17 protein-coding genes are annotated in these 22,829 nt (G+C 73.8%); 14 read left to right on the top strand and 3 right to left on the bottom strand.

The features are described from left to right. Positions 1-39 precede the first annotated feature (39 nt). Positions 40-765 carry a helix-turn-helix transcriptional regulator gene (locus tag ACWCRA_RS21540; RefSeq protein WP_351558573.1) on the bottom strand — a complete coding sequence of 242 codons (726 nt, stop codon included), beginning with the start codon at positions 763-765 and terminating at the stop codon, positions 40-42. A gap of 201 nt (positions 766-966) precedes the next feature. Between ACWCRA_RS21540 and ACWCRA_RS21535 the strand changes: the two genes are divergently transcribed. The 14 genes from ACWCRA_RS21535 to ACWCRA_RS21470 all read left to right on the top strand — a co-directional run bounded on the left by ACWCRA_RS21535 (position 967) and on the right by ACWCRA_RS21470 (position 16,421). Then, the gene (locus ACWCRA_RS21535; protein ID WP_451068345.1) at positions 967-2,406 is read left to right on the top strand and encodes a COG1470 family protein; all 1,440 of its coding nucleotides are present in this window, start codon (positions 967-969) and stop codon (positions 2,404-2,406) included. Between the two features lie 485 nt (positions 2,407-2,891). Continuing rightward, a complete protein-coding gene (locus ACWCRA_RS21530; protein ID WP_351558577.1) occupies positions 2,892-4,424 on the top strand; it encodes a phage tail sheath family protein in 1,533 nt (510 codons plus the stop codon). A 39-nt stretch (positions 4,425-4,463) separates the two neighbouring features. After that, positions 4,464-4,904, top strand: coding sequence for a phage tail protein (locus ACWCRA_RS21525; protein WP_153485378.1), 441 nt, complete (start codon positions 4,464-4,466; stop codon positions 4,902-4,904). Next, on the top strand, positions 4,901-5,395 hold the full coding sequence (locus ACWCRA_RS21520; RefSeq protein WP_451068344.1) for a hypothetical protein: 495 nt from the start codon (positions 4,901-4,903) through the stop codon (positions 5,393-5,395). The genes ACWCRA_RS21525 and ACWCRA_RS21520 overlap by 4 nt, the downstream gene beginning before the upstream one ends. Beyond that, positions 5,392-5,550, top strand: coding sequence for a DUF6760 family protein (locus tag ACWCRA_RS21515; RefSeq protein WP_351558581.1), 159 nt, complete (start codon positions 5,392-5,394; stop codon positions 5,548-5,550). The genes ACWCRA_RS21520 and ACWCRA_RS21515 overlap by 4 nt, the downstream gene beginning before the upstream one ends. Before the next feature lie 2,839 nt (positions 5,551-8,389). Further along, positions 8,390-8,866: a hypothetical protein gene (locus ACWCRA_RS21510; protein WP_451068343.1), complete on the top strand. Its 477-nt coding sequence runs from the start codon at positions 8,390-8,392 to the stop codon at positions 8,864-8,866. Between the two features lie 90 nt (positions 8,867-8,956). Then, positions 8,957-9,382: a phage tail protein gene (locus ACWCRA_RS21505; RefSeq protein ID WP_351559130.1), complete on the top strand. Its 426-nt coding sequence runs from the start codon at positions 8,957-8,959 to the stop codon at positions 9,380-9,382. A gap of 64 nt (positions 9,383-9,446) precedes the next feature. Then, complete coding sequence (locus ACWCRA_RS21500) at positions 9,447-10,169, top strand: CIS tube protein (RefSeq protein WP_451068342.1); 723 nt, start codon at positions 9,447-9,449, stop codon at positions 10,167-10,169. After that, complete coding sequence (locus tag ACWCRA_RS21495) at positions 10,166-11,935, top strand: VgrG-related protein (RefSeq protein ID WP_351559127.1); 1,770 nt, start codon at positions 10,166-10,168, stop codon at positions 11,933-11,935. The genes ACWCRA_RS21500 and ACWCRA_RS21495 overlap by 4 nt, the downstream gene beginning before the upstream one ends. 81 nt (positions 11,936-12,016) lie before the next feature. Further along, a complete protein-coding gene (locus ACWCRA_RS21490) occupies positions 12,017-12,331 on the top strand; it encodes a PAAR domain-containing protein (RefSeq protein WP_451068341.1) in 315 nt (104 codons plus the stop codon). After that, positions 12,328-12,753 carry a GPW/gp25 family protein gene (locus ACWCRA_RS21485; RefSeq protein ID WP_351559123.1) on the top strand — a complete coding sequence of 142 codons (426 nt, stop codon included), beginning with the start codon at positions 12,328-12,330 and terminating at the stop codon, positions 12,751-12,753. Before ACWCRA_RS21490 ends, ACWCRA_RS21485 begins: the two co-directional genes overlap by 4 nt. After that, positions 12,753-14,714, top strand: coding sequence for a putative baseplate assembly protein (locus ACWCRA_RS21480; RefSeq protein ID WP_451068340.1), 1,962 nt, complete (start codon positions 12,753-12,755; stop codon positions 14,712-14,714). The genes ACWCRA_RS21485 and ACWCRA_RS21480 overlap by 1 nt, the downstream gene beginning before the upstream one ends. Beyond that, on the top strand, positions 14,711-15,274 hold the full coding sequence (locus ACWCRA_RS21475) for a phage tail protein (RefSeq protein WP_351559119.1): 564 nt from the start codon (positions 14,711-14,713) through the stop codon (positions 15,272-15,274). Before ACWCRA_RS21480 ends, ACWCRA_RS21475 begins: the two co-directional genes overlap by 4 nt. 433 nt (positions 15,275-15,707) lie before the next feature. Continuing rightward, a complete protein-coding gene (locus tag ACWCRA_RS21470; RefSeq protein ID WP_351559117.1) occupies positions 15,708-16,421 on the top strand; it encodes a zinc ribbon domain-containing protein in 714 nt (237 codons plus the stop codon). Between the two features lie 39 nt (positions 16,422-16,460). On the opposite strand, the gene ACWCRA_RS21465 is transcribed toward ACWCRA_RS21470, so the two are convergent. Together ACWCRA_RS21465 and ACWCRA_RS21460 are read right to left on the bottom strand one after the other, a co-directional pair. Beyond that, positions 16,461-18,899, bottom strand: coding sequence for a GAF domain-containing SpoIIE family protein phosphatase (locus ACWCRA_RS21465; protein ID WP_451068339.1), 2,439 nt, complete (start codon positions 18,897-18,899; stop codon positions 16,461-16,463). Between the two features lie 71 nt (positions 18,900-18,970). Next, the coding region (locus tag ACWCRA_RS21460; protein ID WP_451068338.1) for a HAMP domain-containing protein at positions 18,971-22,829 on the bottom strand (3,859 nt) is incomplete at its 5' end.

The following is a 22,829-nucleotide window of genomic DNA, read 5'->3' as shown; positions in this document are numbered from 1 at the left end:
GCCCTTTGCGGCGCGGCACCCTCCCCGGTCCGCTCCGTCTCAGATGAGCCCGTGCCGCATCGCGTAGCCCACCGCGTGGGCCCGGTTGCGCAGTTCGAGCCGGGTCGCCACCTCGTGCAGCACGTTCTTGACGGTGCGTTCGGAGTACGAGGTCCGCTGGGCGATCTCCGCGGTGTCCAGCCCCTCCGACACCAGCCTGATCATCTCCGCCTCCCGTGTCGTGAGGGTGGAGAGCGAGAGCCCCCGGGGGTCGAGGACCGTGCGCTGGAGGCTGCTGACATGGTCGAGGAGCTTGCCGAGCAGATCGCCCGGCAGCACACCCTCCCCGTTGGCCATCGCCGTCACCAGATGGACCAGCCGGTCCTGATCGGCCTCGGCCCGCCGCAGCACGGCGGCGACACCGCACTCGATCATGGTCTGGAGCGCGCCCGATTCGAAGGAGCCGACGACGAGTCCGGTCCGGGTCGCGGTGTTGCGCTGGAGACGGTGAAGGAGCTGAACGCTGGGCTCCCCCAGGGTGTCCACGACCACTAAGGAGACCTGGGCCCGGTCGGCCTCGGAGTCCGCCAGCAACTCTATCTCCGGCCGGAGCCGCAGCTGGTGGACCATGCCGGTCTGGAGGATCAGATCCTCCGCGTACACGGCTACGGAGACCCGGTCCCCCGGGGCCCTCTCGGTACCGGACCCGGTGGGGCGCTCGGCTCCCGCGGGCCCCTGGTACGGGCCGCGCCGGGCTGGTCTGTTCGTCATGTCCGTCGTCGTCATCGTTCCGTGCCCGTCTTCCTCAATGACATCCAGCCGATAGGTCGTCGCCGCTGTCGCACCGCACCGCCGCCGGCAGGGCGCGCGGGCCCGGCGCGCGGGCGCCGGGGCGCCGTGCGGGGGTGCCTCCGGGGCACCGCCCGTGCCCGCTTGTTGCCCTCGCGTCTCTGCTGCGGAACCCGGACGGCGGCCTAGCGTCGCACCGTGACCACATCTGCCGAACTCGACCGGCCCACGGTGACGGTGTCGCCGGGCGCCGAGGCGACGATGCCCCTGACCGTGCGCAACGACAGCGACATCGTCGAGGCCTACACACTCGAAGTGGTCGGCGACTGCGCCGCGTGGAGCACCGTCCTGCCGGCGCGGGTCTCCCTCTACCCCGGCACCTCCGAGGTGGTGACCGTACGGCTCGCGCCGCCCAGATCCCACGAGGTCCGGGCCGGGGAGACACCTCTCGGAGTCCGCGTTCTGCCGGCGGAGCGCCCCGGCACGGTGGTGGTTCCCGAGGCCACTGTGATCATCGAGCCCTTCCACGAACTGCGGGCGGATCTGGACCCGCGCCGGCGCCGGGGCTGGCTGGGAGCCCGGTTCCGCACTTCGGTGCGGAACCGCGGGAACACCCCGGTCGGTGTCGCCCTCACCGGCAGGCAGCCCGGGGAGGAACTCCGGCTCTCCTTCACCCCGGACGTGCTGCGCCTGGAACCGGGGGAGTCCGCCGAGGCGCGGCTGCGCGTGCGGGCCCAGCCGATCTGGTTCGGTGAGCCGGTCGATCGGCCGTTCGAGTTCGAGGCCGCAGAGAGCGCCGAGAGCGCCCAGAGCGCCGGGGACGCCGGGGACGGCGTGAGCCCCGGGGACGCGGGGACCTCCGGGCCGGAGACCGGCGGCGAGCCGCCCGGCCTGTCCGAGACGCTGCCGGGCGAGTTCGCGCAGATGCCCCTGCTGCCCCGGTGGCTGCTGATCGTCCTGGCGGCGCTGCTCGCCCTGCTCATCGCGTGGTTCGCGCTGGTGCGGCCGGCGGTGCGGAGCACAGCGAAGCAGGCGGCGACCGTGGCCGCCAAGGAGGAGACGGCCCGCGGCGAGCAGTCGGGTCAGCCGGCACCGGGTGGAACGGAGAACCCGGCCGGCGGTCCCGGCCAGAGCCAGGGGCCCGGGCAGGGGCCGGGCCAGGGACAGGGGACGACCGCTCCGGGCGGTTCGGCCGCCCCCGGAGGCGCCTCCACCGGCGGCACCGGTACGGGCACCGGCAGCGGCACCGGGACCGGCACAGGCCAGGGCACCGGGGGCACTCAGCAGAGTTCGGCGACCATCGACGTGCAGACCGGGTCGGGTGCCGAGAAGCAGGGCACTTACCGGGTACCGGAGGGGAAGGTGTTCGGCATCACGGACATCGTGGTGGCGAACTTCCAGGGGGACGAGGGAACGCTCACCATCTCCTTCGGGGAGCGGAAGATCACCACCATCGCGCTGGAGACCTTCCGCAATCAGGACTACCACTGGGTCACCCCCATCCAGATTCCGGCGAACGCCGCTGTGACCGCTTCCGTGACCTGCGCCAAACCGGGGACGCCGGCAACGGGGACCCAGGCTTCCGAATGTCACCAGGTACTCAATGTCAGCGGCATAATGAGCGATGTCGCCCCGTAGAGACAACAGCGCCGGGCCACCCGCCTTCCCCGCAGGGGGCGAGAACAGCGGAGAACACGACCGGGGAACACCCGGAGTGCCCGTCGTCGGCAGATTCTTTCCCCTGCGGACGCCCAAAGTCCACGCCTTGGGAATTTCCCGCCACTTCCGGGGCCGGGCGAAGGACATCCGGCCGGAGATCCCCGGAGGGCCCGCGAGCGCTGATCCGGTCACCGGGAACCGTACGGCCGGTCCGTCACCGACAGCGAACTCTGGCCGATTCCCGACAGCCCCGCCCCGCCCCCGCCGCCGCCCCGGGCGTCCGTGAGCGGTGCCGGGGACGCGCCGGACGGGACATCCGGTCCGCGAGGGGCAGCGATTCCGCCCGTCGGGGTGCCCGGAAAGGCAGCGTCGTTGCCCCGCGTCCAGGACTCTGGGGCCTACTGCCCGCCACGGCCGCCGGACAAGACTGAGCGGCGAACGAATGACCACGACAAGGAGCGAGCATGCCGTCGTACCTCACCCCCGGTGTTTACGTGGAGGAGGTGCAGTCGGGAGCGCGGCCCATCGAGGGAGTCGGCACCGCGGTCGCAGCCTTCGTCGGCTTCTCGGGGACCGGCCCCTTCCACCAGCCGACCCTGGTGACCAACTGGGACCAGTACGTCCAGACGTTCGGCACCTTCACCGCCGACACCTGTCTGGCCTCCGCCGTCCACGGCTACTTCGCCAACGGAGGCGGCGCGGCCTATGTGGTGCGCGTCGGCGGCCCCGCGCAGGGCGAGGAGCGGGAGTCCGCGCCCGAGGCGGTCCCGCCCGTCGCCATCGGCGGCTTCCTGGTCTCCGCCCGGCCCGGCGCGCGTGGCGACCTCTCCGTGGAGATCGCCGACGCCGAGGGCGAGAACCCGCCGGAGGACCGCTTCCGGCTCCTGGTGCGCCAGTCGGGCAAGGTCGTGGAGAGCTATGACGTCTCCACCCGCAAGAACGTCAAGGGCTATGTGGTCACCCAGACCCGCGAGTCCCGGCTCATCGAGGTCACCGAACAGCCCGGTGCGGCGCAGAGCCGCCCCGACCGGCAGAGCCTGACCCTCGCGCCCGCCGCGCCCGCCCCCGGCACCGGGGTGGTGACCCGGCTCGACGCGGCCGAGTACGTCGGCGACACCGCCGCCCGGACCGGGTTCGCGGGCCTGGAGGCGATCGACGAGGTCACCATGGTCGCCGTACCGGATCTGATGAGCGCCCACCGGCGCGGCGACATCGACGCCGAGGGCGTCAAGACCGTGCAGCTGGCGGTCATCTCGCACTGCGAACAGATGGGCGACCGGGTCGCCATTCTGGACACACCGCCCGGGCTGTCCGCCCAGCGCGCCCGTACCTGGCGCAACGACGACGCCGGATTCGACTCGCGCTACGCGACCGTGTACTACCCGTGGCTCAAGGTCTTCGACCCGGCGACCGGCCGCAACACCCTGGTGCCGCCGAGCGGACACGTCGCCGGGGTCTGGGCGCGCAGCGACAGCGAGCGCGGAGTGCACAAGGCCCCCGCCAACGAGGTCATCCGGGGCGCGGTGGATCTGGAGATCCGCCTCAGCAAGGGCGAACAGGACCTGCTCAACCCCATCGGTGTGAACTGTGTGCGCGCCTTCCCCGGGCGGGGCATCCGGATCTGGGGGGCGCGCACGCTCTCGTCCGACCCGGCCTGGCGCTATCTCAATGTGCGCCGGCTCTTCAACTACCTGGAGGAGTCGATCCTCCTGGGCACCCAGTGGGTGGTGTTCGAGCCGAACGACGACCGCCTGTGGTCGAGCATCCGGCGCAACGTCACCGCTTTCCTCATCGAGGAGTGGCGCCGGGGCGCCCTCTTCGGCCGCACGGCCGAGGAGGCGTTCTACGTCAAGTGCGACCGTGACAACAACCCGCAGGAGTCGATCGACCTCGGGCGGGTCGTGTGCGAGATCGGCGTGGCGCCGGTGAAGCCCGCGGAATTCGTGGTCTTCCGCCTCGCGCAGTTCTCCGACAGCACCAGCCTCGTCGACGAGTGATCCGGCAGCAACCGCGAACGGAGTAGGTGACACAGACCCATGGCAGAGGGCGACGCTCTTTCCACCCATGTCTTCGGCGTGCAGCTCGGCGGCTATCTCGTCGAGTCGATCCAGGAGGTCAGCGGTATGACCGTCGAGGAGGAAGTCGTCGAGGTCCGCCAAGTGACCGCCGAGGGCAAACAGATCATCCGCAAACAGCCCGGCGCGCGTCAGGCGGGCGAGGTGACGATCACCCGAGGGCTCGACCAGAGCAGTGAGTTCACCAACTGGATCAAGGAGACGCTCAACAACGGCGCCGTCGACACCGCCCGCCAGAACCTCACCATCGAGATCAAGGACTCGACGGGTGCCACGGTCCGGCGCATCCAGCTGATGCAGGGGTGGGCCAGCAAGTGGGAGGGTCCCTCGCTGAAGGCCGGAGAGTCCAGCGCCGCCACGGAGACGGTGACCATCACCTTCGAGGAGATCGTGGTCGAATGAGGCGCAGGACCGTCAGGTCGGGCGGGCTCGACGAGATCATCGACGGCCTCGCGCCGGCGCCGTCCACCGACCGCGAGGAGGGTTCCGCGCCGGCTCCGGGACGGGACCGCGACCGCGAGGAGTCGCGTACGGAGTTCGCGTTCGAACTCCCGCGCGGGTACGTCGACGACGAGGGCCGGGCGCACCGGCACGGCACCATGCGGCTCGCGACGGCACGGGACGAACTGCGCCCGCAGATCGATCTGCGGGTGAAGGAGAACCCGGCGTATCTGAGCGTGGTGCTGCTGAGCCAGGTGATCACCCGGCTCGGCACCGTCACCGATGTGCACGCCGGGGTGGTGGAGCGGATGTACGCCACCGATGTGGCGTTCCTCCAGGACTTCTACCGCCGGATCAACAGCGAGGGACACACCCACGCCGCGGTGACCTGTCCGCTGTGCCACGGATCGTTCGAGGTGGACCTCTCGGGTGGGCGCCTGGGGGAATCGTGACGTACGCGATTCCCCGGCTGCGGGAGGAGATCGCGTACATCGCCTACCACTTCCACTGGCAGCGAGAGGACATCCTCGACCTCACCCACGGCGAGCGTCAGCAGTGGGTGCGGGAGATAGCGCGGATCAACACCCGCGTCAACGAAGGCGGTTGATTCTGTGGGATACGGGGACTGGTTCCGCCGGCGCGGCCCGCGGCGGCCGGACGCGGCCTCGGGCGCCGGGGACGGCGACGGAGGCGGAACGGCACCGGAGGCGGGCCGGGGGACGGGGGAGCGGGGCGGGGGCGAGGGCTGGGACGGCGGCTGGCGGCGGGTCGCGCCGCCGCGGACGACGGTCGCCCGGTCCGCGATCGCGGTGAGCGACGGGCTGCGCTTCAGATCCGGCCTCGCCTCATGGCAGAACCCCGCGTTCGGCGGCGAACTCGGCCACGCGGTGCTGCCGTCCGCGCCGGTGGGGCTGATCCACGGAGTCGCCCGCCCGGCCCGCGCCCGGTCCTCCCCGGCCGGCGGGCCCCTGCTTCTGCGGGCCGTCAGACCCGGCGCGGACGCCGGGGCCAAACCGGTGGAGGAGCCTGTGACGGGGGCGCCGGGCGGCCGTACGGCCGGTGCGAAGCCGGCACCGCACCGGCGGACGAGCCGTACGACACCCCCCGGGGACGGCCCGGCCACCCCGGATACGAGTCCGGGTTCGGGTTCGGGTGGTGGGGAGCGGGGTGCGGTGTCCGGGCCGTTGGTGGTGCCGGGTTCGCGTCGGTCCGGGGGTGCGGTGCCCGGGCCTTCTTCGGCGGATACCGGTTCGGGTTCGGGTGGTGGGGAGCGGGGTGCGGTGTCCGGGCCGTTGGTGGTGCCGGGTTCGCGTCGGTCCGGGGGTGCGGTATCCGGGCCTTCTTCGGCGGATACCGGTTCGGGTTCGGGTGATGGGGAGCGGGGTGCGGTGTCCGGGCCGTTGGTGGTGCCGGGTTCGCGTCGGTCCGGGGGTGCGGTATCCGGGCCTTCCTCGGCGGATACGGGTGCGGGTTCGGGTGGTGGTGGGGGACAGCGGGCGGTGTCCGGGCCGTCCGTCGTGCCGGGATTCCCCCCGTCCGCGGACAGCGCACCCGCGCCCGTGCCGGTGGTGGCGGCTCCGCTCCGGCGGACTCTCCCCGCCGCCGTGCGTCCCCGGCCGAGCGGGCCGTCCCTGACCGTCGCCCGCCGCCCGGCGATGCCCCTCCGGCGCGTCGCCGCGCTGCCACCGGCCACCCCTTCCGCCCTCACCCCCGCACCGGCGGCCGTGCCCGGGCCACCGGCCGGCTCCGGCGGGCCGGCTCCCGCCGCACCCTCCGAACCCGTACCCCCGGGGGATCGCGCTTCCCGCCGACCCACCGCCGCAGCCGTGCGCCCCGCCCTGGGGCAGCCCCCGCCGGAACCGCCCGCCGGGGCCGTCCTCTCCGGGGACACGTCCTCCGGCCCGGCCGGGCGACCGTCCACGGTCGCTCCCGTGCTCCAGCGACGGACTCCGGACGCGGTGACCCCCGAGGCGACCACGCCCCCACCGGAGCCGATGAAGCCGGTGGTACGCCGGGAACCGCCCCGGCCGGACCGGCCGGCTCCCGCCCCCGGGCCGGCCCCGGCACCGGAACGCCCGCCGTCGCCGCCCGCCGCGCACCGTACGGAACCGGCCGGCGGAACCACGGGACCGCACACCCCGCGAACCCCGCCGGCCCGGCCCGCCCGGCGATCGCGAACGGAGCCCGAGCCCCCGAATCCTTCCGGCGCTCCCCGGCCGCCCGCGCGATCGGCACCGCCGGACGGGCCCTCCGGGACAGGGGCCCGCACCCGTGGCGGGATCGGCCTCCCCCTGCCGTCCCTGCCGTCGACGGCCAGGATCGAGGGCGGCGCTCCGCTGCTCGGTGACGGCCGCCGGAGCCGGCCGGGAACCGCGGGTCCCCGGCAGCGCCCGCCGGTTCCAGGGGCCGCGCCCGCACTCCCCGCACCGGCCGAGCCGGCCCCCGGGCCCCCGCGCATGCCGGTGCGTCAGAACTCCGCGCCGGCCCCGGAAACCGCCGCTGTCCGCAGCGCGGCCGGGACCGCCCGTACGGAACCGTCCCCTCCCGCACCGGTGCGTGTCCGGAAGGTCGCCCCGGAGCGGGGGAAGGGCCGGCCGGCCCCGCTCGCCACCGCCGGTGCCGGGGGACCAGCGCCCGTCGCGCGGCGGTCGCGGGGGCTGCTCGCGGGCAGAGCCCTCACGGTGGGCACCGGCTCCGGCATGGGCTCCGCCGCACCGGCGGCGACGGCGGGCGGCGGGTCCCGGCCGGTCGTGACACCCGTCTGGCGCCGTGGGGCACGGCAGCCGGGACCCGCCGAGCCGCCGTCGGAGCGGGACGCCTCGCGGCCGGAGCGGCACCGTCCGTCCCCTCCACCGGGAACGGCGCCCCGGCGGCCCCGGCGGCCCACCGAGCCGGTCCCGCCCGGCCGGACCGGAACGGCCGGCGCGGGGCCCGCGCCCGGCAGTCCGGCCACCGGGCGCACCACCCGGACCACCCGTACCGGCCTGGGCGGGACCTCCTCGCCCCGCCCGCCCGTCGACGGGCCCCGGCGCCCACCGGAGTCCGCTGCTGTGCCGGCGGACCCCGCGCGGGAGCCCCGGCCGGACCGGGCTGACCGGCCGCACCGGACCCCCGCGCAACGGCCCGACCGCCCAGCGCGCGACCGGGCGGCCGGCGGCTTCCTCCCGCGGCTCGTCCAGCGCGCCGTGCGCGGCGGGACGACCGGGAGAACGTCAGCGCGAGCGCGGCCGACTCCGCCCCCGGCTCCGAGCGCGAGCGGGACAGCGCGGCCGTCCCCTCCCACCACCCGCCCCCGCCCGCAGGACCTCCGCCCCCAGGACCCCTCGGGCCCGAATCCCCTCGCGCGGAAGCCGGGCGCGGAGCCGCGCCCCGCCCGCCCGCCGGGACCTCCGCCCGGGGAGCCCGCCCCTTCCCCCGCTCCTCCGGCGGCTCCCGCCGTCCCGGTCGTGCGACCGCACCCACCCGCGCCCGGCGGGACGGGAGCCGCGGCCGCCGTCCCCGTACAGCGGACGGCGATGCCGGTGGTGCCCGAATCCGCCGGTCCCACCGGCACCCCGCCCCCCGCTCGGGGCGGTGCGCGCCCGCCGCCGCTGCCGGTACGGGTCCCGCGCCGTGGGCCCGCCCCGGCCGCCGGCTCCGGCGGCGCCCGGGCCGTCGAGCGGGCGGTCGCGGTCCAGCGCGCGGCGGAGGACGCGGGAGTCACCGGTGTCCCGGTGCGGGCGTCCCCGGTGAAGCCCCCCGAACCCTCGGCGATGACCGGGCCCGGCACACCCGGCACACCCACCCCGGCCCCGGCCCGGGTCACCTCGGCGGAGATCGAGGAGCTGGCCCGCCGGCTGCTCGATCCGGTGAGCCGGCTGATCCGCGCTGATCTGCGCAGAGGGCGGGAGCGCGCCGGACGGCCGTACGACGGGCGCCGCTGACGGCGGCCCCCGTACCCCGGCGCCCGGGAACAGCGGGGGACGAGCTGAGAAGAAGAGAAAGCGGAGGAAGAGAAGGCACATGGACGGCACATGACGGACAACATCTTCGCGACGAGCGTGTTCTTCAAGCTCGTGATCGGAGGCAGCGAGCTGGGCGCCTTCCACACCTGCTCCGGACTGGGGGCCGAGGTCGAGATGGAGCAGTACGCCGAGGGCGGCAACAACGGCTTCACCTGGCAGCTGCCCGGGCGGATCACCTGGACCAACATCACCCTGACCCGCCCGGTCACCGCCGACACGCTCAAGATCGCGCGATGGCTGAACGAACTGATCCGGCAGGTCGAGCCCAAGGACGGCGAGATCGTCGCCCTCCGGCCCGACCTCAGCCGCATCATCAGCTGGCAGGTGCACGGCATCGTGCCGGTGCGCTGGCAGGGGCCGTCCTTCGACCCCGCCAGCTCCCAGGCGGCGATCGAGACGCTGGAGATCGCCCACGAGGGGCTGGAGCCCTCATGACGGACTGCTGCCGTGCGCCCCGGCGGGGAACGGGCGGCGGGGACCACCGGGAGGGAGGAGCGCCATGGCACCCACGGGCCGCGCGAGCCGCGCTCGCGCCCAGCTGACCATCATGGAACCGCCGGCGACCGTCGGCGCCAGACCGGGCGGCAGCCTCGCCCGGCTCACCCTCCAGTTCAACCCCGCGACCCTGTCGCTGAGCAAGAGCACCGAGTGGCGGCGCACCCCCTCCCGGATGGCCGGGCAGTCCGCACTGCCCGAATTCGTCGGCAGCGGACCCCGGACACTCTCCCTGGAGGTCTTCCTGGACGCCACGGCCACCCATGACAACTCCGTGGAGAAGGCGGTGGAGCAACTGATGCGGGCCTGTGTGCCGACCCCGAGGAGCCTGGCCCGCAAGACACCCGCCAGTCCCTGGGTCCGCTTCGACTGGGGCGCGTCGAAGACGACCTCGTTCGACGGCGTACTGGCCGGCCTCTCCGTCTCGTACACCCTCTTCGACGTCGACGGGAAGCCGCTGCGCGCCACCTGCTCCCTGACCATCGAGGAGGCGAGCGTCGACCCGCCCGGGCAGAACCCCACATCGGGCTCCCGGGAGGCCCGCCGCACCCACCGGGTGGTCGCCGGTGACAGCCTGCCGCTGCTCGCCTGGCGGGAGTACGGCGACGCCACCGCGTGGCGTGTGATCGCGGAGGCCAACGGCATCGACGACCCGACGCGGCTGACACCCGGCCGGGAACTGCTCGTGCCCGGACTCGACGACCACACCGGGGAGGAGGGCCGATGAGCGCCCCCGGCCGCTCCTTCGCCGCCGATCCGATCGTCGAGGCCCCCGGCGAGCTGCCACCGGCCTGGGCGACCCAGTTGGTGAGCTGTGTGGTCGACGAGAACCTCGGTCTGCCGGACACCGCCGTGCTGAGCTACCGGGACCCCGACCACAAACTGCTCACCGCCACCGGACTCACCATCGGCACCCCGCTGAAGATCTCCGTGGTCACCGTGCAGGAGCGGGTGCGCGAGCGGCTGTTCACCGGCGAGGTCACGGCGGTCGAGCTGGACAGCGACACCACCGGTTCGTTCACGGTCGTCCGGGCCTTCTCCCGGGCCCACCGGCTCCAGCGCGGACGGAAGGTGGTGGCCTTCCGCAACATGAGGACCGCGGACATCGTCCGCAAGGTCGCCGCGGGTGCCGGTCTCGCCTGCGGACGGATCGAGGCCGCGCCCATCATGTACAAGCAGCTCACCCAGCCCAATGTCTCGGACTGGGAGTTCCTCCAGTACCTCGCGGGCGAGAGCGGCGCGCATGTGCGCGTGGACGAGAAGGGACTGCTGGAGTTCGTGAGGCCCAGACCCGCCGCTTCGGCGCCCTCGCCCGCGACCTCCGCCACCCGCAGCCCCATGGTCCTGGAGTACGGGCGGAATCTGCTGGCCCTGCGGGCCGTGCTGACCGGCGCGGACGGGGCGGCCAGTGTGGAGGTGCGCGGCTGGAACGTGGACACCAAGACCCGGCTGGTCGCCCGTGAGCAGTCCATCCGCAGTACGACCGTCGCCCCGGGGATGAGCCCGTCCCTGGCGGCCGGCGCGTTCGGCGCGAACGCCCGGATGACGGTGGCGGACACCCCGTACCGCACCCAGGCCGAGGCCAGGGCCGTGGCGGGTTCCGTGGCCGCGTCCGTGAGCGCGGGCTTCGGCGAGATCGAGGCGGTCGCCGAGGGCAATCCCCAGCTGCGGGCGGGCAGGCCGGTCGCCCTCGGCAATGTCGGGCCGGCGTTCGCCGGGCGGTACACGGCGACCGCCGTCCACCATGTGCTCGAACCGAACGGCGGCTACCGCACCACCGTGATGGTGAGCGCGGCGCCCGACCGCTCGCTCGCGGGACTGGCCACCGGCGCCAACGCGCCCGCCCGGGGCCCGCGCATGCCCGGCCTCGCGATCGGCGTGGTCACCGACATCCGCGAGGAGGGCCGGGCCGAACGCGGCTGGGTCCGGCTGAAGTTCCCCTGGCTCGACGACACCTATGTCACCGACTGGGTCCGCACGGTGCAGTGGGGCGGCCAGGGCGGCGGCGGGGTGTTCAGCCCCGAGGTCAACGACGAGGTGCTCGTCGGGTTCGAGCAGGGGCTGCTGGACAGCCCCTATGTGCTCGGCGGCCTCTACAACGGCGTCGACAAGCCGTCGCCCCACGCGGTGCCGCTGGTCGACCGGACCAGCGGCAGGGTCAACCGCCGTTCGCTGGTGTCCCGCTCCGGCAACCGGATCGAACTGCTCGACGCCCCGCGCGGACCCTCCGGGGTCCGGCTGGCCAGCGGTGGCAAACGGCTGGAGGTCACGCTCGACGAACGGCGCAACGAGATCGCGCTGACGGTCTACGGGCCCGGCGGCACCCGGGCCCTCAGTTCCCTGACCCTCTCCGCCTCCGGCATCACACTCGACGCCGGTACGGGCGATGTGACCGTGAACGGCCGCTCGGTGACCGTCAACGGCAGAACGGGGGTCACCGTGGACGGCGGACTGCTCGCCGTCCTCAAGGCCAGGCTGATCCGTATCAACTGACGATCCGCATCAACTGACGATCCGTACCCCGGCGCGACCGTCCACCGCACGGCGGTCCTCACCACAGGGAGAACAGCGACGATGCCCCCCGCGGCCCGCACGGGCGACACCACTGTCCACGGCGGCCTCATCGGCACCCCACCACCGGGTGCCGCCGCGGCCGTCGCCACCGTGCTCATCGGCGGCCGGCCGGCCGCCGTCACCGGCAGCCTGCACGTGTGCGTGCCGCACGCGGCGCTCGGGCCGGGCAACGTCATCCTCCCCAGCCCCGCCGCCGCGGCCGGCGGGCAGGTGCTGATCGGCGGACTGCCCGCCGCCCGGATGCGGGACACCACCACCTGCGGCGCGCTCATCACGAGCGGCGCGCCGAACGTCCTGATCGGGGGCCCGCTGTGAGCGGCGGCGGATTCATCGGACGCGGCTGGGGCTTCCCGCTGCGCGTCGGCCCCACGGGCGGCATCGGCATGGTCGAGCGCGACCGGGAGATCGAGGAGGCGATCGGCCTCGTGCTCGGCACGGCGCCGGGCGAGCGGCCGATGCGCCCGGAGTTCGGCTGCGGCATCCACGACTATGTCTTCGCGCCCGGCGACGGGGCCACCGCCGGGCGCGTCGCCCAGGAGGTGCGCGCCTCGCTGGAGCGGTGGGAGCCGAGGATCGAGGTGGCCGATGTGGTGGTCGCCTTCGACACCGCCGACGAGGGCACCCTGTACATCGATGTGCACTACACCGTGCGGGCCACCAACGATCTGCGCAACCTCGTCTTCCCCTTCTACACGATCCCGTCATCCGAGCGCCCCGACGAAGCCGGAGCCCGCTGATGGCCCTGCCCTCACCCAATCTGGACGATCGGCGCTTCCAGCAGCTCGTCGACGAGGCCAAGCGGTATGTGCAGCAGCGCGCCCCCGAGTGGACCGACCACAATGTGTCGGACCCCGGGGTCACGCTCATCGAGACATTCGCCCAGATGGTCGACCAGTTGCTGTACCGGCTGAACCGGGTTCCGGACAAGAACTACTCGGCCTTCCTCGACCTGCTGGGCATCACCCTCTTCCCGCCGTCACCGGCCCGCGCTGACGTCGACTTCTGGCTCTCCGCGCCCCAGCCGGAGACCGTCCGCCTCCCGGCGGGCACCGAGGTCGCCACGGCGCGCGGCGAGGCCGACGAGGCGGTCGTCTTCTCGACCCGCGACGAGCTGCGGATCGTGCCGAGTTCGCTGATCCGGCTGGTCACCGCTCCGGTGACGGGCGACCAGACCGACCGCACCGCGCCGCTCGGCGCCGGCAAGGACGTGCCGTGCTTCCAGCCCAGGCCACAGCCCGGTGACGCCCTGCTGTTCGGGCTGCCCACCGCCGTCCCCCGGTGCGTCGTCGCGGTACGCCTGGACAGCCGGGTGGAGGGAGTGGGGGTCGACCCCCGGCAGCCCCCGCTGGTGTGGGAGGCGTGGGACGGCGCCCGCTGGGTCCTCTGCGAGACCGGCACCGACACCACCGGCGGGCTGAACAGGCCCGGCGAGATCCTGGTGTTCGTTCCCGCCGGACACACGGAGTCGGTGGTCGCGGGGACCTCGGCGGGGTGGCTGCGCTGCCGGGTCACCGCACCGGAACCCGATCAGCCGTTCTACTCCGAGTCCCCGACAATCCGGGAGGCCGAGGTCTTCACCGTCGGCGGCACGGCGGGCGTCGAACACGCCGAGACCCTCACCGGCGTACCCCTCGGCACCTCCGAGGGCGTCGCCGGGCAGCGGTTCTCGCTGAACAGGGCGCCGCTGCTGCTGGACGGGGAGCCCCCGGTCGTCGAGGTCTCCTCCGCCGAGGGCTGGCAGGTCTGGACCGCCGTGGAGCACTTCGGCGCCTCCGCCCCCGGCGACCGGCACGTGCGGATCGACGCCGTCGCCGGCGAGTTCGCCTTCCCGCCCGAGGTGCGCGAGCCGGACGGGACGGTGCGCGCCTGCGGCGCGGTGCCCGGGAAGGGCGCGGAGCTGCGGATTCCGCGCTGTCGTACGGGCGGTGGTGCGGCCGGCAATGTCGCCCGGGGCGCCATCTCCGTGCTGCGCAGCTCGGTGCCCTATGTGGCGGGTGTGGAGAACCGCGAGGCCGCGTGGGGCGGGGTCGACGGCGAGACCCTGGAGAACGCGAAGGTCCGGGCGCCCAGCGTCCTCCGGGTGCGGGACCGGGCGGTCACGGCCGAGGACCACGAGATCATCGCCCGGGAGGCCGCGCCCTCGCTGCGCAGGGTCCGCTGTCTGCCCGCCGTCGCGGGCGAGGGCGGTGCGGTACGGGTCCTGGTGGTGCCCGACGCCGTCGCCGACGAGGGCGGCCGGCTGCGGTTCGAGCAGCTCATCCCGTCGGACTCGGTGCTCTCGGCGGTCGCCGCGCGGCTCGACGCGCGGCGGCTGGTCGGCACCAGACTGGTGGTGGAACCGCCCGCGTACCAGGGCGTCACCGTGGTCGCCCGGCTGAGGGCGGCCGGGGACGATGTGGACCGCGTCCGCGCGGACGCGCTGGAGGCGCTCTTCCGCCACATCGATCCGCTGCGGGGCGGAGCGGCGGGCGACGGGTGGCCCTTCGGCAGACCGGTGCAGTACGGCGAGGTCTTCGCCGTCCTCCAGGGGGTGCCGGGGGTGGATCTGGTGGAGGAGGTGCGGCTGTTCGCGGCCGACCCGATCACCGGCCGGCGCGGGGCGGCGGCGGAGTGGATCGATGTCGTCCCGGGCGCCCTGGTCTTCTCCCACCAGCACCAGGTCGTGGTCGGCGCGAGCCCGGCCGGGGGCACCGCATGACCAGGGCGGCGGTACCGGGGCTCGCCAGCCGCCACCCGATCGGCGGACTGCTGCCCGCGCTGTACGCGGACGACGACCTGGCCCAGCGGTTCACGGCGGGCCTGGACACCGTCCTCGCCCCGGTGCTCTCCACCCTGGACAATCTGCCCGCCTACTTCGACCCGGCGCTCACCCCGGCCGACTTCCTGTCCTGGCTGTCGTCCTGGGTGGACGCGGACCTCGGCCCGGAGTGGCCCGTGGCGCTGCGCCGGGCCGTCGTCGCCCGCGCCGTCGAACTGCACCGGTGGCGCGGCACCCGACGCGGCCTGGTCGAACACCTCCGGCTCTGCTGCGGCGTGCACGCCGACATCCAGGACGGCGGAGGGGTCGCCTGGTCGTCGGAGCCGGGCACGGAGCTGCCGCCGGCGCCGACCGGGGAACTGCTGGTACGGGTCAGGCCGGCGCGCGGAGGGCCGGTGGACGCGAGCCGGGTCCTGGCGGTCGTCGCGGCCTCGTGCCCCGTACACCTCATCTGCCGGGTGGAGATCCTGCCGGGTCCGCCGGACGAGACTGGAGGCTGACGCGATGCGCCCGTGTCCCGCGTGCGGTGGCGCCAACGGCGACGACGACGACTTCTGCGGGAACTGCGGTTCCTATCTGGCCTGGTCGTCCCCCGCGTCACGGCCCCGTCCGGCCGCGGAACCCACCGCCCCCGCGGCACCTCCCGGCACCGGTGCGCCCACCGCCCCGGGACCCCGTCCCGGGGACGCGGACCCGCCCGCCCCGCGCCCCGGGCCCCCGGCGGAACCGGCACGCCCGGACCGGCCGGAGCCCACCCCGGCCGCAGAATCCTCCTCGGCGCCCGGAGCCCCCTCGGCTCCGGAGCCCGCCCCGGCCCCCGGACCGCCGCCGCGCCCGGCGTCGCCGCCCACGCCCGTACAACCGGAACCGCCCGTGGTCGCGGTGCGGCCCGCCAGGCCTGCCGCCCGGCGGCCCGCGGCCGGGCCGGGCGCGGTGGACGAGACCCAGGACGGCCCGGCGTGCCCGTCCTGCGGCACCCCGAACCTGCCGGAGCGCCAGTTCTGCCGGCGCTGCGCCGCCCCCCTCCGCACCCGCGAGCAGCCGCCGCCGCTGCCCTGGTGGCGCACGGTGTGGCCGTTCCGCCGCCGGGTGCGGGCCGGTTCGGGCCGGGCGCTGCGGCGCACCCTGCTGATCCTGGCGGTCGCCGGGCTGCTCCTCGCGGGCTCGCTGGCCCTGCCGGCCGGACGCCACCTCTTCGAGGACGTCCGCGACAAGCTCGGCGGGACGGCGGAGATCAGCCCCGACCGGGTCACCGCGAGCGCCTGGACCCGGGACCGTCCGGCGACCGCCGCCGTCGACGGGCTGACCAACCGGTACTGGGGAGCGCCCGCGCTCGGCGCCTCGCTGACGAGTGACTTCGGCAGACCGTTCCGGCTGGTCGGCGTCGTGGTGCACACCGGCGTTTCGAAGGACCCCCAGGAGTTCCGGCAGGGCGCCAGACCCACCCGGATCGATCTGGTCACCACCTCCGCCGACGGCGGGGTCCGCACCCGGACGGTGACCCTCACCGACAAGCCCGGCCCGCAGACCATCCGTACCGGCATCAGCGATGTCGTCTCCGTCCGGCTCGTGGTGCGGGCCGCTTCCGGCACCGTACGGGGGCGGCCGATCGCCCTCGCGGAGGTGGAGTTCTTCCGGCGTACCTGACGCCGGGCCGGGCCGGCCGCTCCCGGGCCGCGCCGGGCGTCAGGTGATGTGGATGCCGATGAGACAGGTGTCGTCGTCGGTGTCCGAGCGGCTGTGGGTGAGGAGATCGTCCAGGAGCCGCTCCAGGGGCCGGTCGGGGCCGCCCGCCGCGGTGAGGAGCTGGGTGAGGGAGTCGTTGAGGGCGAGATCGCGCCGCTCGACCAGACCGTCCGAGTACATCAGCAGGGTGTCGCCCTCCTCCAGCTGCATCTCCTGCTCGTCGTAGGAGACATCCGGCAGCGCGCCGAGGAGGAGCCCGCTGCCCAGAGGGAAGGTCCGGGCCTCCTGGTCGCGGATCAGCACCGGTGGCAGATGCCCCGCGCGGGCCCAGCGCAGAACCCGGGTCCGGGGGTCGTAGAGACCGCAGACGGCGGTCGCGGTGATCTGCTCGGTGAGATGGTGGGCGACGAGATTGAGCCAGGTCAGAAGCTGGCCCGGGCCCGCGCCGGTGACCGCGAGCCCGCGCAGCGCGTTCCGCAGCACCACCATGCTGGTCGCCGCTCCGATGCCGTGCCCGGCGATGTCGCCGACACAGAGCAGGATGTGCTGGGAGGGCAGGACGACACTGTCGTACCAGTCGCCGCCGACGAGCGCGCCGGTGGCCGCCGGGCGGTAGCGCACGGCCACACTCAGACCGGTGAGATCGAGCGGTCCCTGGCTGGGCGGCATGATGGCGTGCTGGAGCTGGAGGGCCAGCCGGTTGCGCTCCTCCGACTCCGCCTCGCTGTGCGCGAGCTGGTCCCGGGTGGCGTGCAGGGCGACCTCCGTCCAGTGCTGGGAGGAGATGTCCTGGTAGGCGCCGCGCACGGTGCTGATCCGCCGCCCGGCGTCGAGGACCGGTTCGGCGATGACCCGGATGTGCCGGGTGATGCCGTCGGGGCGCCGCAGCCGGAGGGTCGCCGACGCGGGGCGCTGGTACTGGAAGACCGTGTGCAGAAACCGGTCGATGGCGGCCGTGTCGTCCGGATGGGCGTGAGCGGCCAGATCCCGCAGCGACAGCGGCGCCGCGGTGGGCAGCCGGCCGTGCAGATCGAACAGCTGGCTGGTCCAGATGATGTCACCGGTGGTCAGATTCTCCTCGAATCCGCCGATGCGCCCGAGGCGCTGCGCGTGCTGCAACAGGCTCGCCAGCCGTACGGTCTCGTCCTCGACCCGCCAGACGAGCACCAGCGCCGCGCCGTGGCGGCTGACGCTGACATCGGCGACCGCGGTGAGCGGGACCTGGTCGACGAGGGCGGTGAGGCTCATGTGCCGGGTGCGGAAGGGCTCCCCGGTGGCGTGGACCCGCTCCAGCCTCTCGTACAGTCCGTGGTCCTCGGCGGCCAGCGGGTAGGCCTCCAGCAGCAGCGCCCCCCGGATCGCGGCGGACGGACGCCCCGCCGGGTCGGTGAACCGGCTGCTGACATGGCGGATACGGAAGTCGGCGAGGTTCCCCTCGGCGTCCAGGTGCGGGGTGAGCAGGAGCACCGGATCGCTGAGCCCCTCCGCGAGGTCGATCAGCTCGGCGACATCGGGCTGCGGCGCGGCACCCGGGGCGCCGTCCGCGGGCCGGGACTCCAGGGTGTGGGCGCACAGCCGGGCGAGGGCCTCGATCTGGCGGACGATCCTCGGGGGCTGCGGCGGCAGCGGGCCGGGCCAGCAGATCTCCAGCACACCGTGCAGGCGCCCCCCGGTCCCGGCGGGGACGGCCATCCTGCCGCCCCGGGGCCAGGCCGGCCTCCCCAGGGACGGAGTCGCCGTGTCCGCGAGACTGCCGAGCACGACGGGTTCGCGCTCGTCCAGGGCGCGGCGGGCGAGCGTGGCGACACCCGGCGGCACATGGTGCCAGCGGGCCGCCTCCTCGGCGGTGAACCCGGCGGAGCCGGCCAGGGCGAAGGAGCCGTCCCAGGCCGCCGTCCAGATCGCCACGGCACACGCGCCGAGGGGGCGCAGCGCGTTGTCGAGCAGCGCGTGCGCCATCGCCTCGGTGTCGCCGGCCGCGAGGACGCCGCTCTCGGCCGTCCGCAGGCGGACGGCGGCCGAGGGGCCCGTCTCACCGGGCGGGGCAGGGGCCGTGCGGTGGAGGAACTCGGCCGCGACCTGGCTGAGATGGTCCCGGGCCGCCTCGTTCACGATGTCCGCGGCCAGTTCCAGCGGGGTGAGGCCGGCCTGTTCCGCGAGAGCGGCCAACTGCTGGGCCGCCTGGACCGGGCCGCAGCCCAGCCGCTCGATGAGGATGCCCTTCGCCAGTTCCACCAGGGCCCGTCCGTCCGCGGCGGCCTGGGCGGCCCTGACCTCGCGCCGGAGCCGTTCCACCGTCGCCGCGAGCCTCCCCACGGGGGTACTCGCGGTCACCTCGTCGCCCGCCCCGGCGGTGGGTTCCGCCGGGGGAGCGGAGGGGGCGGGAATGCCCGGCTGGTCCGTCTGGCCGGGTCTGCGGGGGTTGTCTGTGGTGCTCACCGTGGATGTCTGATTCCTGGCCGGAGGTCGTCGTGGGGAACCGGGCTGCCCGTGCGGTGTGTCCGGGCGTCTCACCCGCCGGGGGAGAGCCAGCGGCGCACACAGCTGATGAGGTCGTTCGCGTCCACCGGCTTGGTCACATAGTCGCTCGCGCCCGAGGCCAGGCTCTTCTCCCGGTCGCCCGGCATCGCCTTCGCGGTCACCGCGATGATCGGCAGCTCCGCGTAGGCGGGCATCCGGCGGATCTCCGCCGTCGCCGTGTAGCCGTCCATCTCGGGCATCATCACGTCCATCAGGATGAGATCGACCCGGGGGTGGCGGAGGAGGGCCTCGATGCCCTTGCGGCCGTTCTCCGCGTGCACGACATGGATGCCGTGCAGCTCCAGGATGCCGCTGAGCGCGTAGAGGTTGCGCGCGTCGTCGTCGACGACGAGCACGGTGCGCTCGGCCAGGGACGCGTCGACGGGCTGCGCCGCCGCCAGCCGGCCCGTGTCCTCGGCGCGGACCAGCGGCAGTACGCTGCCGGGCTGCTCGGCGGCGAGGTGGAGCGCGATCCGTTCACGCAGCTCGTCCAGGCTGGACAGCAGCTCCAGCGGCCGTACACCGGCGTGGCGCTGGAGTGTCTCCTCGTGCGCGGCGCTCAGCCGCCGGTTGTTGTGGGCGAGGACGGGCAGCGCGGTCAGAGCGGGGTCGCCGTCCATGTGCTCCAGGAAGCGCAGGGCGCCCTCGTCGGGGAGCTCCAGATCGAGCACCACGCAGTGGACCGGCTCGGCCGCCAGGGCCGTGGCCGCCTCCCGTGCTCCGGCCGCGCTGACCACGGCGGCGTCGGGCTGGTGGTCGCCCCGGTCGTGCCCGGCGGTGAGATCGGCTGCGGCGCTCTCGGCGACGAGCGAGAGCAGACCGTGGGGGCGCTGCTCGATCACGAGCAGGCGCCGCTGCTGACGCGGCAGGGCGGCGGGGAGCTGGGCGCGGACCGGGGGGCCGGACAGCTCGGGGTCGCCGGCCCGGTCCTCGAAGCCCGCCCGGGTGACGGGCAGATAGAGGGTGAAGACGCTGCCCGCACCCGGGGTGCTCCGGGCGGTGACCACCCCGCCCAGTACCTGGGCGATCTCCCGGCTGATGGAGAGACCGAGCCCGGTGCCGCCGTACCGGCGGCTGGTGGTGCCGTCCGCCTGCTGGAACGCGCCGAAGATCACTTCGAGTTGCTGCTCGGCGATGCCGATGCCGGTGTCCTTCACCCGGAAGGCGATGACGGACCCGGCGCGGTCGATCCCCTGGGGCAGCTCCGTCGGCGCCGCGGGCTCGATCTGGAGTTCCACGCTGCCGTGCTCGGTGAACTTGACGGCGTTGGAGAGCAGATTGCGCAGCACCTGCCGCAGCCGGGAGTCGTCGGTGACCAGCTCACCGGGCACGCCCGGCGCAGTGGTGACGGAGAAGCTGAGGCTCTTCTGCGTGGTCATGGGACGGAAGGTCGCCTCGACGTCGTCGAGGAGCTGCCGCAGCGCGATCCGCTCCGGATGGACGTCCATCTTCCCGGCCTCGACCTTGGAGAGGTCGAGGATGTCGTTGATCAGCTGGAGCAGATCCGAGCCGGCCGAGTGGATGATCCCGGCGTACTCGACCTGCTTGGGGCTGAGGTTGCGGGTGGGGTTCTGGGCCAGCAGCTGGGCCAGGATCAGCAGGCTGTTGAGGGGGGTGCGCAGCTCATGGCTCATATTGGCCAGGAACTCCGATTTGTACTTCGAGGCGAGGGAGAGCTGCTGGGCCCGGGTCTCCAGCTCCTGCCGGGCCTGCTCGATCTCCAGGTTCTTGGTCTCGATGTCGTGGTTCTGCGTGGCGAGCAGGGCGGCCTTCTCCTCCAGTTCGGCGTTGGAGCGCTGGAGTTCGTCCTGCTGGACCTGGAGCTCCTCGGAGCGGGCCTGGAGCTCGCCGGTGAGCCGCTGCGACTCGCCGAGCAGCTCATCGGTGCGGGCGTTGGCGACGATGGTGTTGACGTTGACGCCGATGGTCTCCATCAGCTGGCCGAGGAAGTCGCGGTGGACCGGGGTGAACGCGGTGAAGGAGGCCAGCTCGATGACGCCGAGCACCTGGTCCTCGACCACGATCGGCAGGATGATGAGACTGCCGGGGGTCGTCGCGCCCAGCCCCGAGGAGATGACGTAGTCGCCCGGCACCTCGTCGGCCGCGATCGTACGGCGGCTGCGGGCGGCCTGGCCGACCAGGGACTCGCCCGAGCCGAACCGGCCGGCGACGCTCCCGGGCGGGCGGCCGTACCAGCCGACGAGCGTCAGCTCCGTGCCCGCGGTGTTCTCGTCCGCGAGGTAGAACGCCCCGTACTGGGCGGCCACCAGCGGGGTCAGCTCGTCCATCACCAGCTCCGCCACCAGCGAGAGATCGCGGTGTCCCTGCATCAGGGAGGAGATACGGGCGAGATTGGACTTGAGCCAGTCCTGCTCCTGGTTGGCCCTGGTCGTCTCGCGCAGCGAGCCCACCATCGAGTTGATGTTGTCCTTGAGCTCGGCGACCTCGCCCGAGGCGTCCACGGTGATGGAGCGGGTGAGATCGCCCTCGGCGACGGCGCTGGCCACCTCGGCGATCGCCCGCACCTGGCGGGTGAGGTTCCCGGCCAGCTCGTTGACGTTCTCCGTGAGGCGCTTCCAGGTGCCGGAGACGCCCTCCACCTCGGCCTGTCCGCCGAGCCGGCCCTCGCTGCCGACCTCCCGCGCCACGCGCGTCACCTCGGCGGCGAACGACGAGAGCTGGTCCACCATCGTGTTGATGGTCGTCTTCAGCTCCAGGATCTCGCCGCGCGCGTCGACGTCGATCTTCTTCGACAGATCCCCGTTGGCCACGGCGGTGGTCACCTGGGCGATGTTCCGGACCTGCCCGGTCAGATTGTTCGCCATCGAGTTGACGTTGTCGGTGAGGTCCTTCCAGGTGCCCGCGACATTCGGCACCCTGGCCTGTCCGCCGAGCCGGCCCTCGGTGCCGACCTCGCGCGCCACCCGGGTCACCTCGTCCGCGAACGCCGACAGGGTGTCGACCATGGTGTTGATCACCCCGGCGAGCGCCGCGACCTCGCCCTTGGCCTCGACGGTGATCTTCTGCGAGAGGTCGCCCCGGGCGACGGCGGTGGCGACCTGGGCGATGGAGCGCACCTGGCCCGTCAGATTCGACGCCATCACATTGACGTTGTCGGTGAGGTCCTTCCAGGTGCCCGAGACCCCCCGCACGGTGGCCTGGCCGCCGAGGTTGCCCTCGGTGCCGACCTCGCGGGCGACCCGGGTGACCTCGTCCGCGAAGGCGGAGAGCTGGTCGACCATCGTGTTGATGGTCTCCTTGAGCTCCAGGATCTCGCCGCGCGCGTCCACCCGGATCTTCTGCGAGAGATCCCCCTGCGCCACGGCGGTGGTGACCTCGGCGATGGAGCGCACCTGCGCGGTGAGGTTGTCGCCCATCACGTTGACCGACTCGGTGAGGTCCTTCCAGGTGCCGGAGACGCCCTTGACGTCGGCCTGTCCGCCGAGCCGGCCCTCGGTGCCCACCTCGCGGGCCACCCGGGTGACTTCGTCGGCGAAGGAGGAGAGCTGGTCGACCATGGTGTTGATGGTGTTCTTGAGTTCGAGGATCTCGCCGCGCGCGTCGACGGTGATCTTCTGGGAGAGGTCGCCCTTGGCGACCGCGGTCGCCACCTGGGCGATGGAGCGGACCTGCGCGGTGAGATTGCCCGCCATGGAGTTCACGGAGTCCGTCAGATCACGCCAGGTGCCGGAGACGCCCTTGACGTCGGCCTGTCCGCCGAGCCGGCCCTCGGTGCCCACCTCGCGCGCCATCCGGGTGACTTCGTCGGCGAAGGAGGAGAGCTGGTCGACCATGGTGTTGATGGTGTTCTTGAGTTCGAGGATCTCGCCGCGCGCGTCGACGGTGATC

The organism is Streptomyces sp. NPDC001889, assembly GCF_053594535.1.
This window is presented reverse-complemented; position numbering and strand designations above follow the sequence as displayed.

What these genes read in the sequence shown, in the direction of transcription:
- ACWCRA_RS21540 (WP_351558573.1), bottom strand. Translation starts at nt 765, where the DNA reads ATGACGACGACGGACATGACGAACAGACCAGCCCGGCGCGGCCCGTAC.
- ACWCRA_RS21530 (WP_351558577.1), top strand. Translation starts at nt 2,892, where the DNA reads ATGCCGTCGTACCTCACCCCCGGTGTTTACGTGGAGGAGGTGCAGTCG.
- ACWCRA_RS21525 (WP_153485378.1), top strand. Translation starts at nt 4,464, where the DNA reads ATGGCAGAGGGCGACGCTCTTTCCACCCATGTCTTCGGCGTGCAGCTC.
- ACWCRA_RS21520 (WP_451068344.1), top strand. Translation starts at nt 4,901, where the DNA reads ATGAGGCGCAGGACCGTCAGGTCGGGCGGGCTCGACGAGATCATCGAC.
- ACWCRA_RS21505 (WP_351559130.1), top strand. Translation starts at nt 8,957, where the DNA reads ATGACGGACAACATCTTCGCGACGAGCGTGTTCTTCAAGCTCGTGATC.
- ACWCRA_RS21500 (WP_451068342.1), top strand. Translation starts at nt 9,447, where the DNA reads ATGGCACCCACGGGCCGCGCGAGCCGCGCTCGCGCCCAGCTGACCATC.
- ACWCRA_RS21495 (WP_351559127.1), top strand. Translation starts at nt 10,166, where the DNA reads ATGAGCGCCCCCGGCCGCTCCTTCGCCGCCGATCCGATCGTCGAGGCC.
- ACWCRA_RS21490 (WP_451068341.1), top strand. Translation starts at nt 12,017, where the DNA reads ATGCCCCCCGCGGCCCGCACGGGCGACACCACTGTCCACGGCGGCCTC.
- ACWCRA_RS21480 (WP_451068340.1), top strand. Translation starts at nt 12,753, where the DNA reads ATGGCCCTGCCCTCACCCAATCTGGACGATCGGCGCTTCCAGCAGCTC.
- ACWCRA_RS21475 (WP_351559119.1), top strand. Translation starts at nt 14,711, where the DNA reads ATGACCAGGGCGGCGGTACCGGGGCTCGCCAGCCGCCACCCGATCGGC.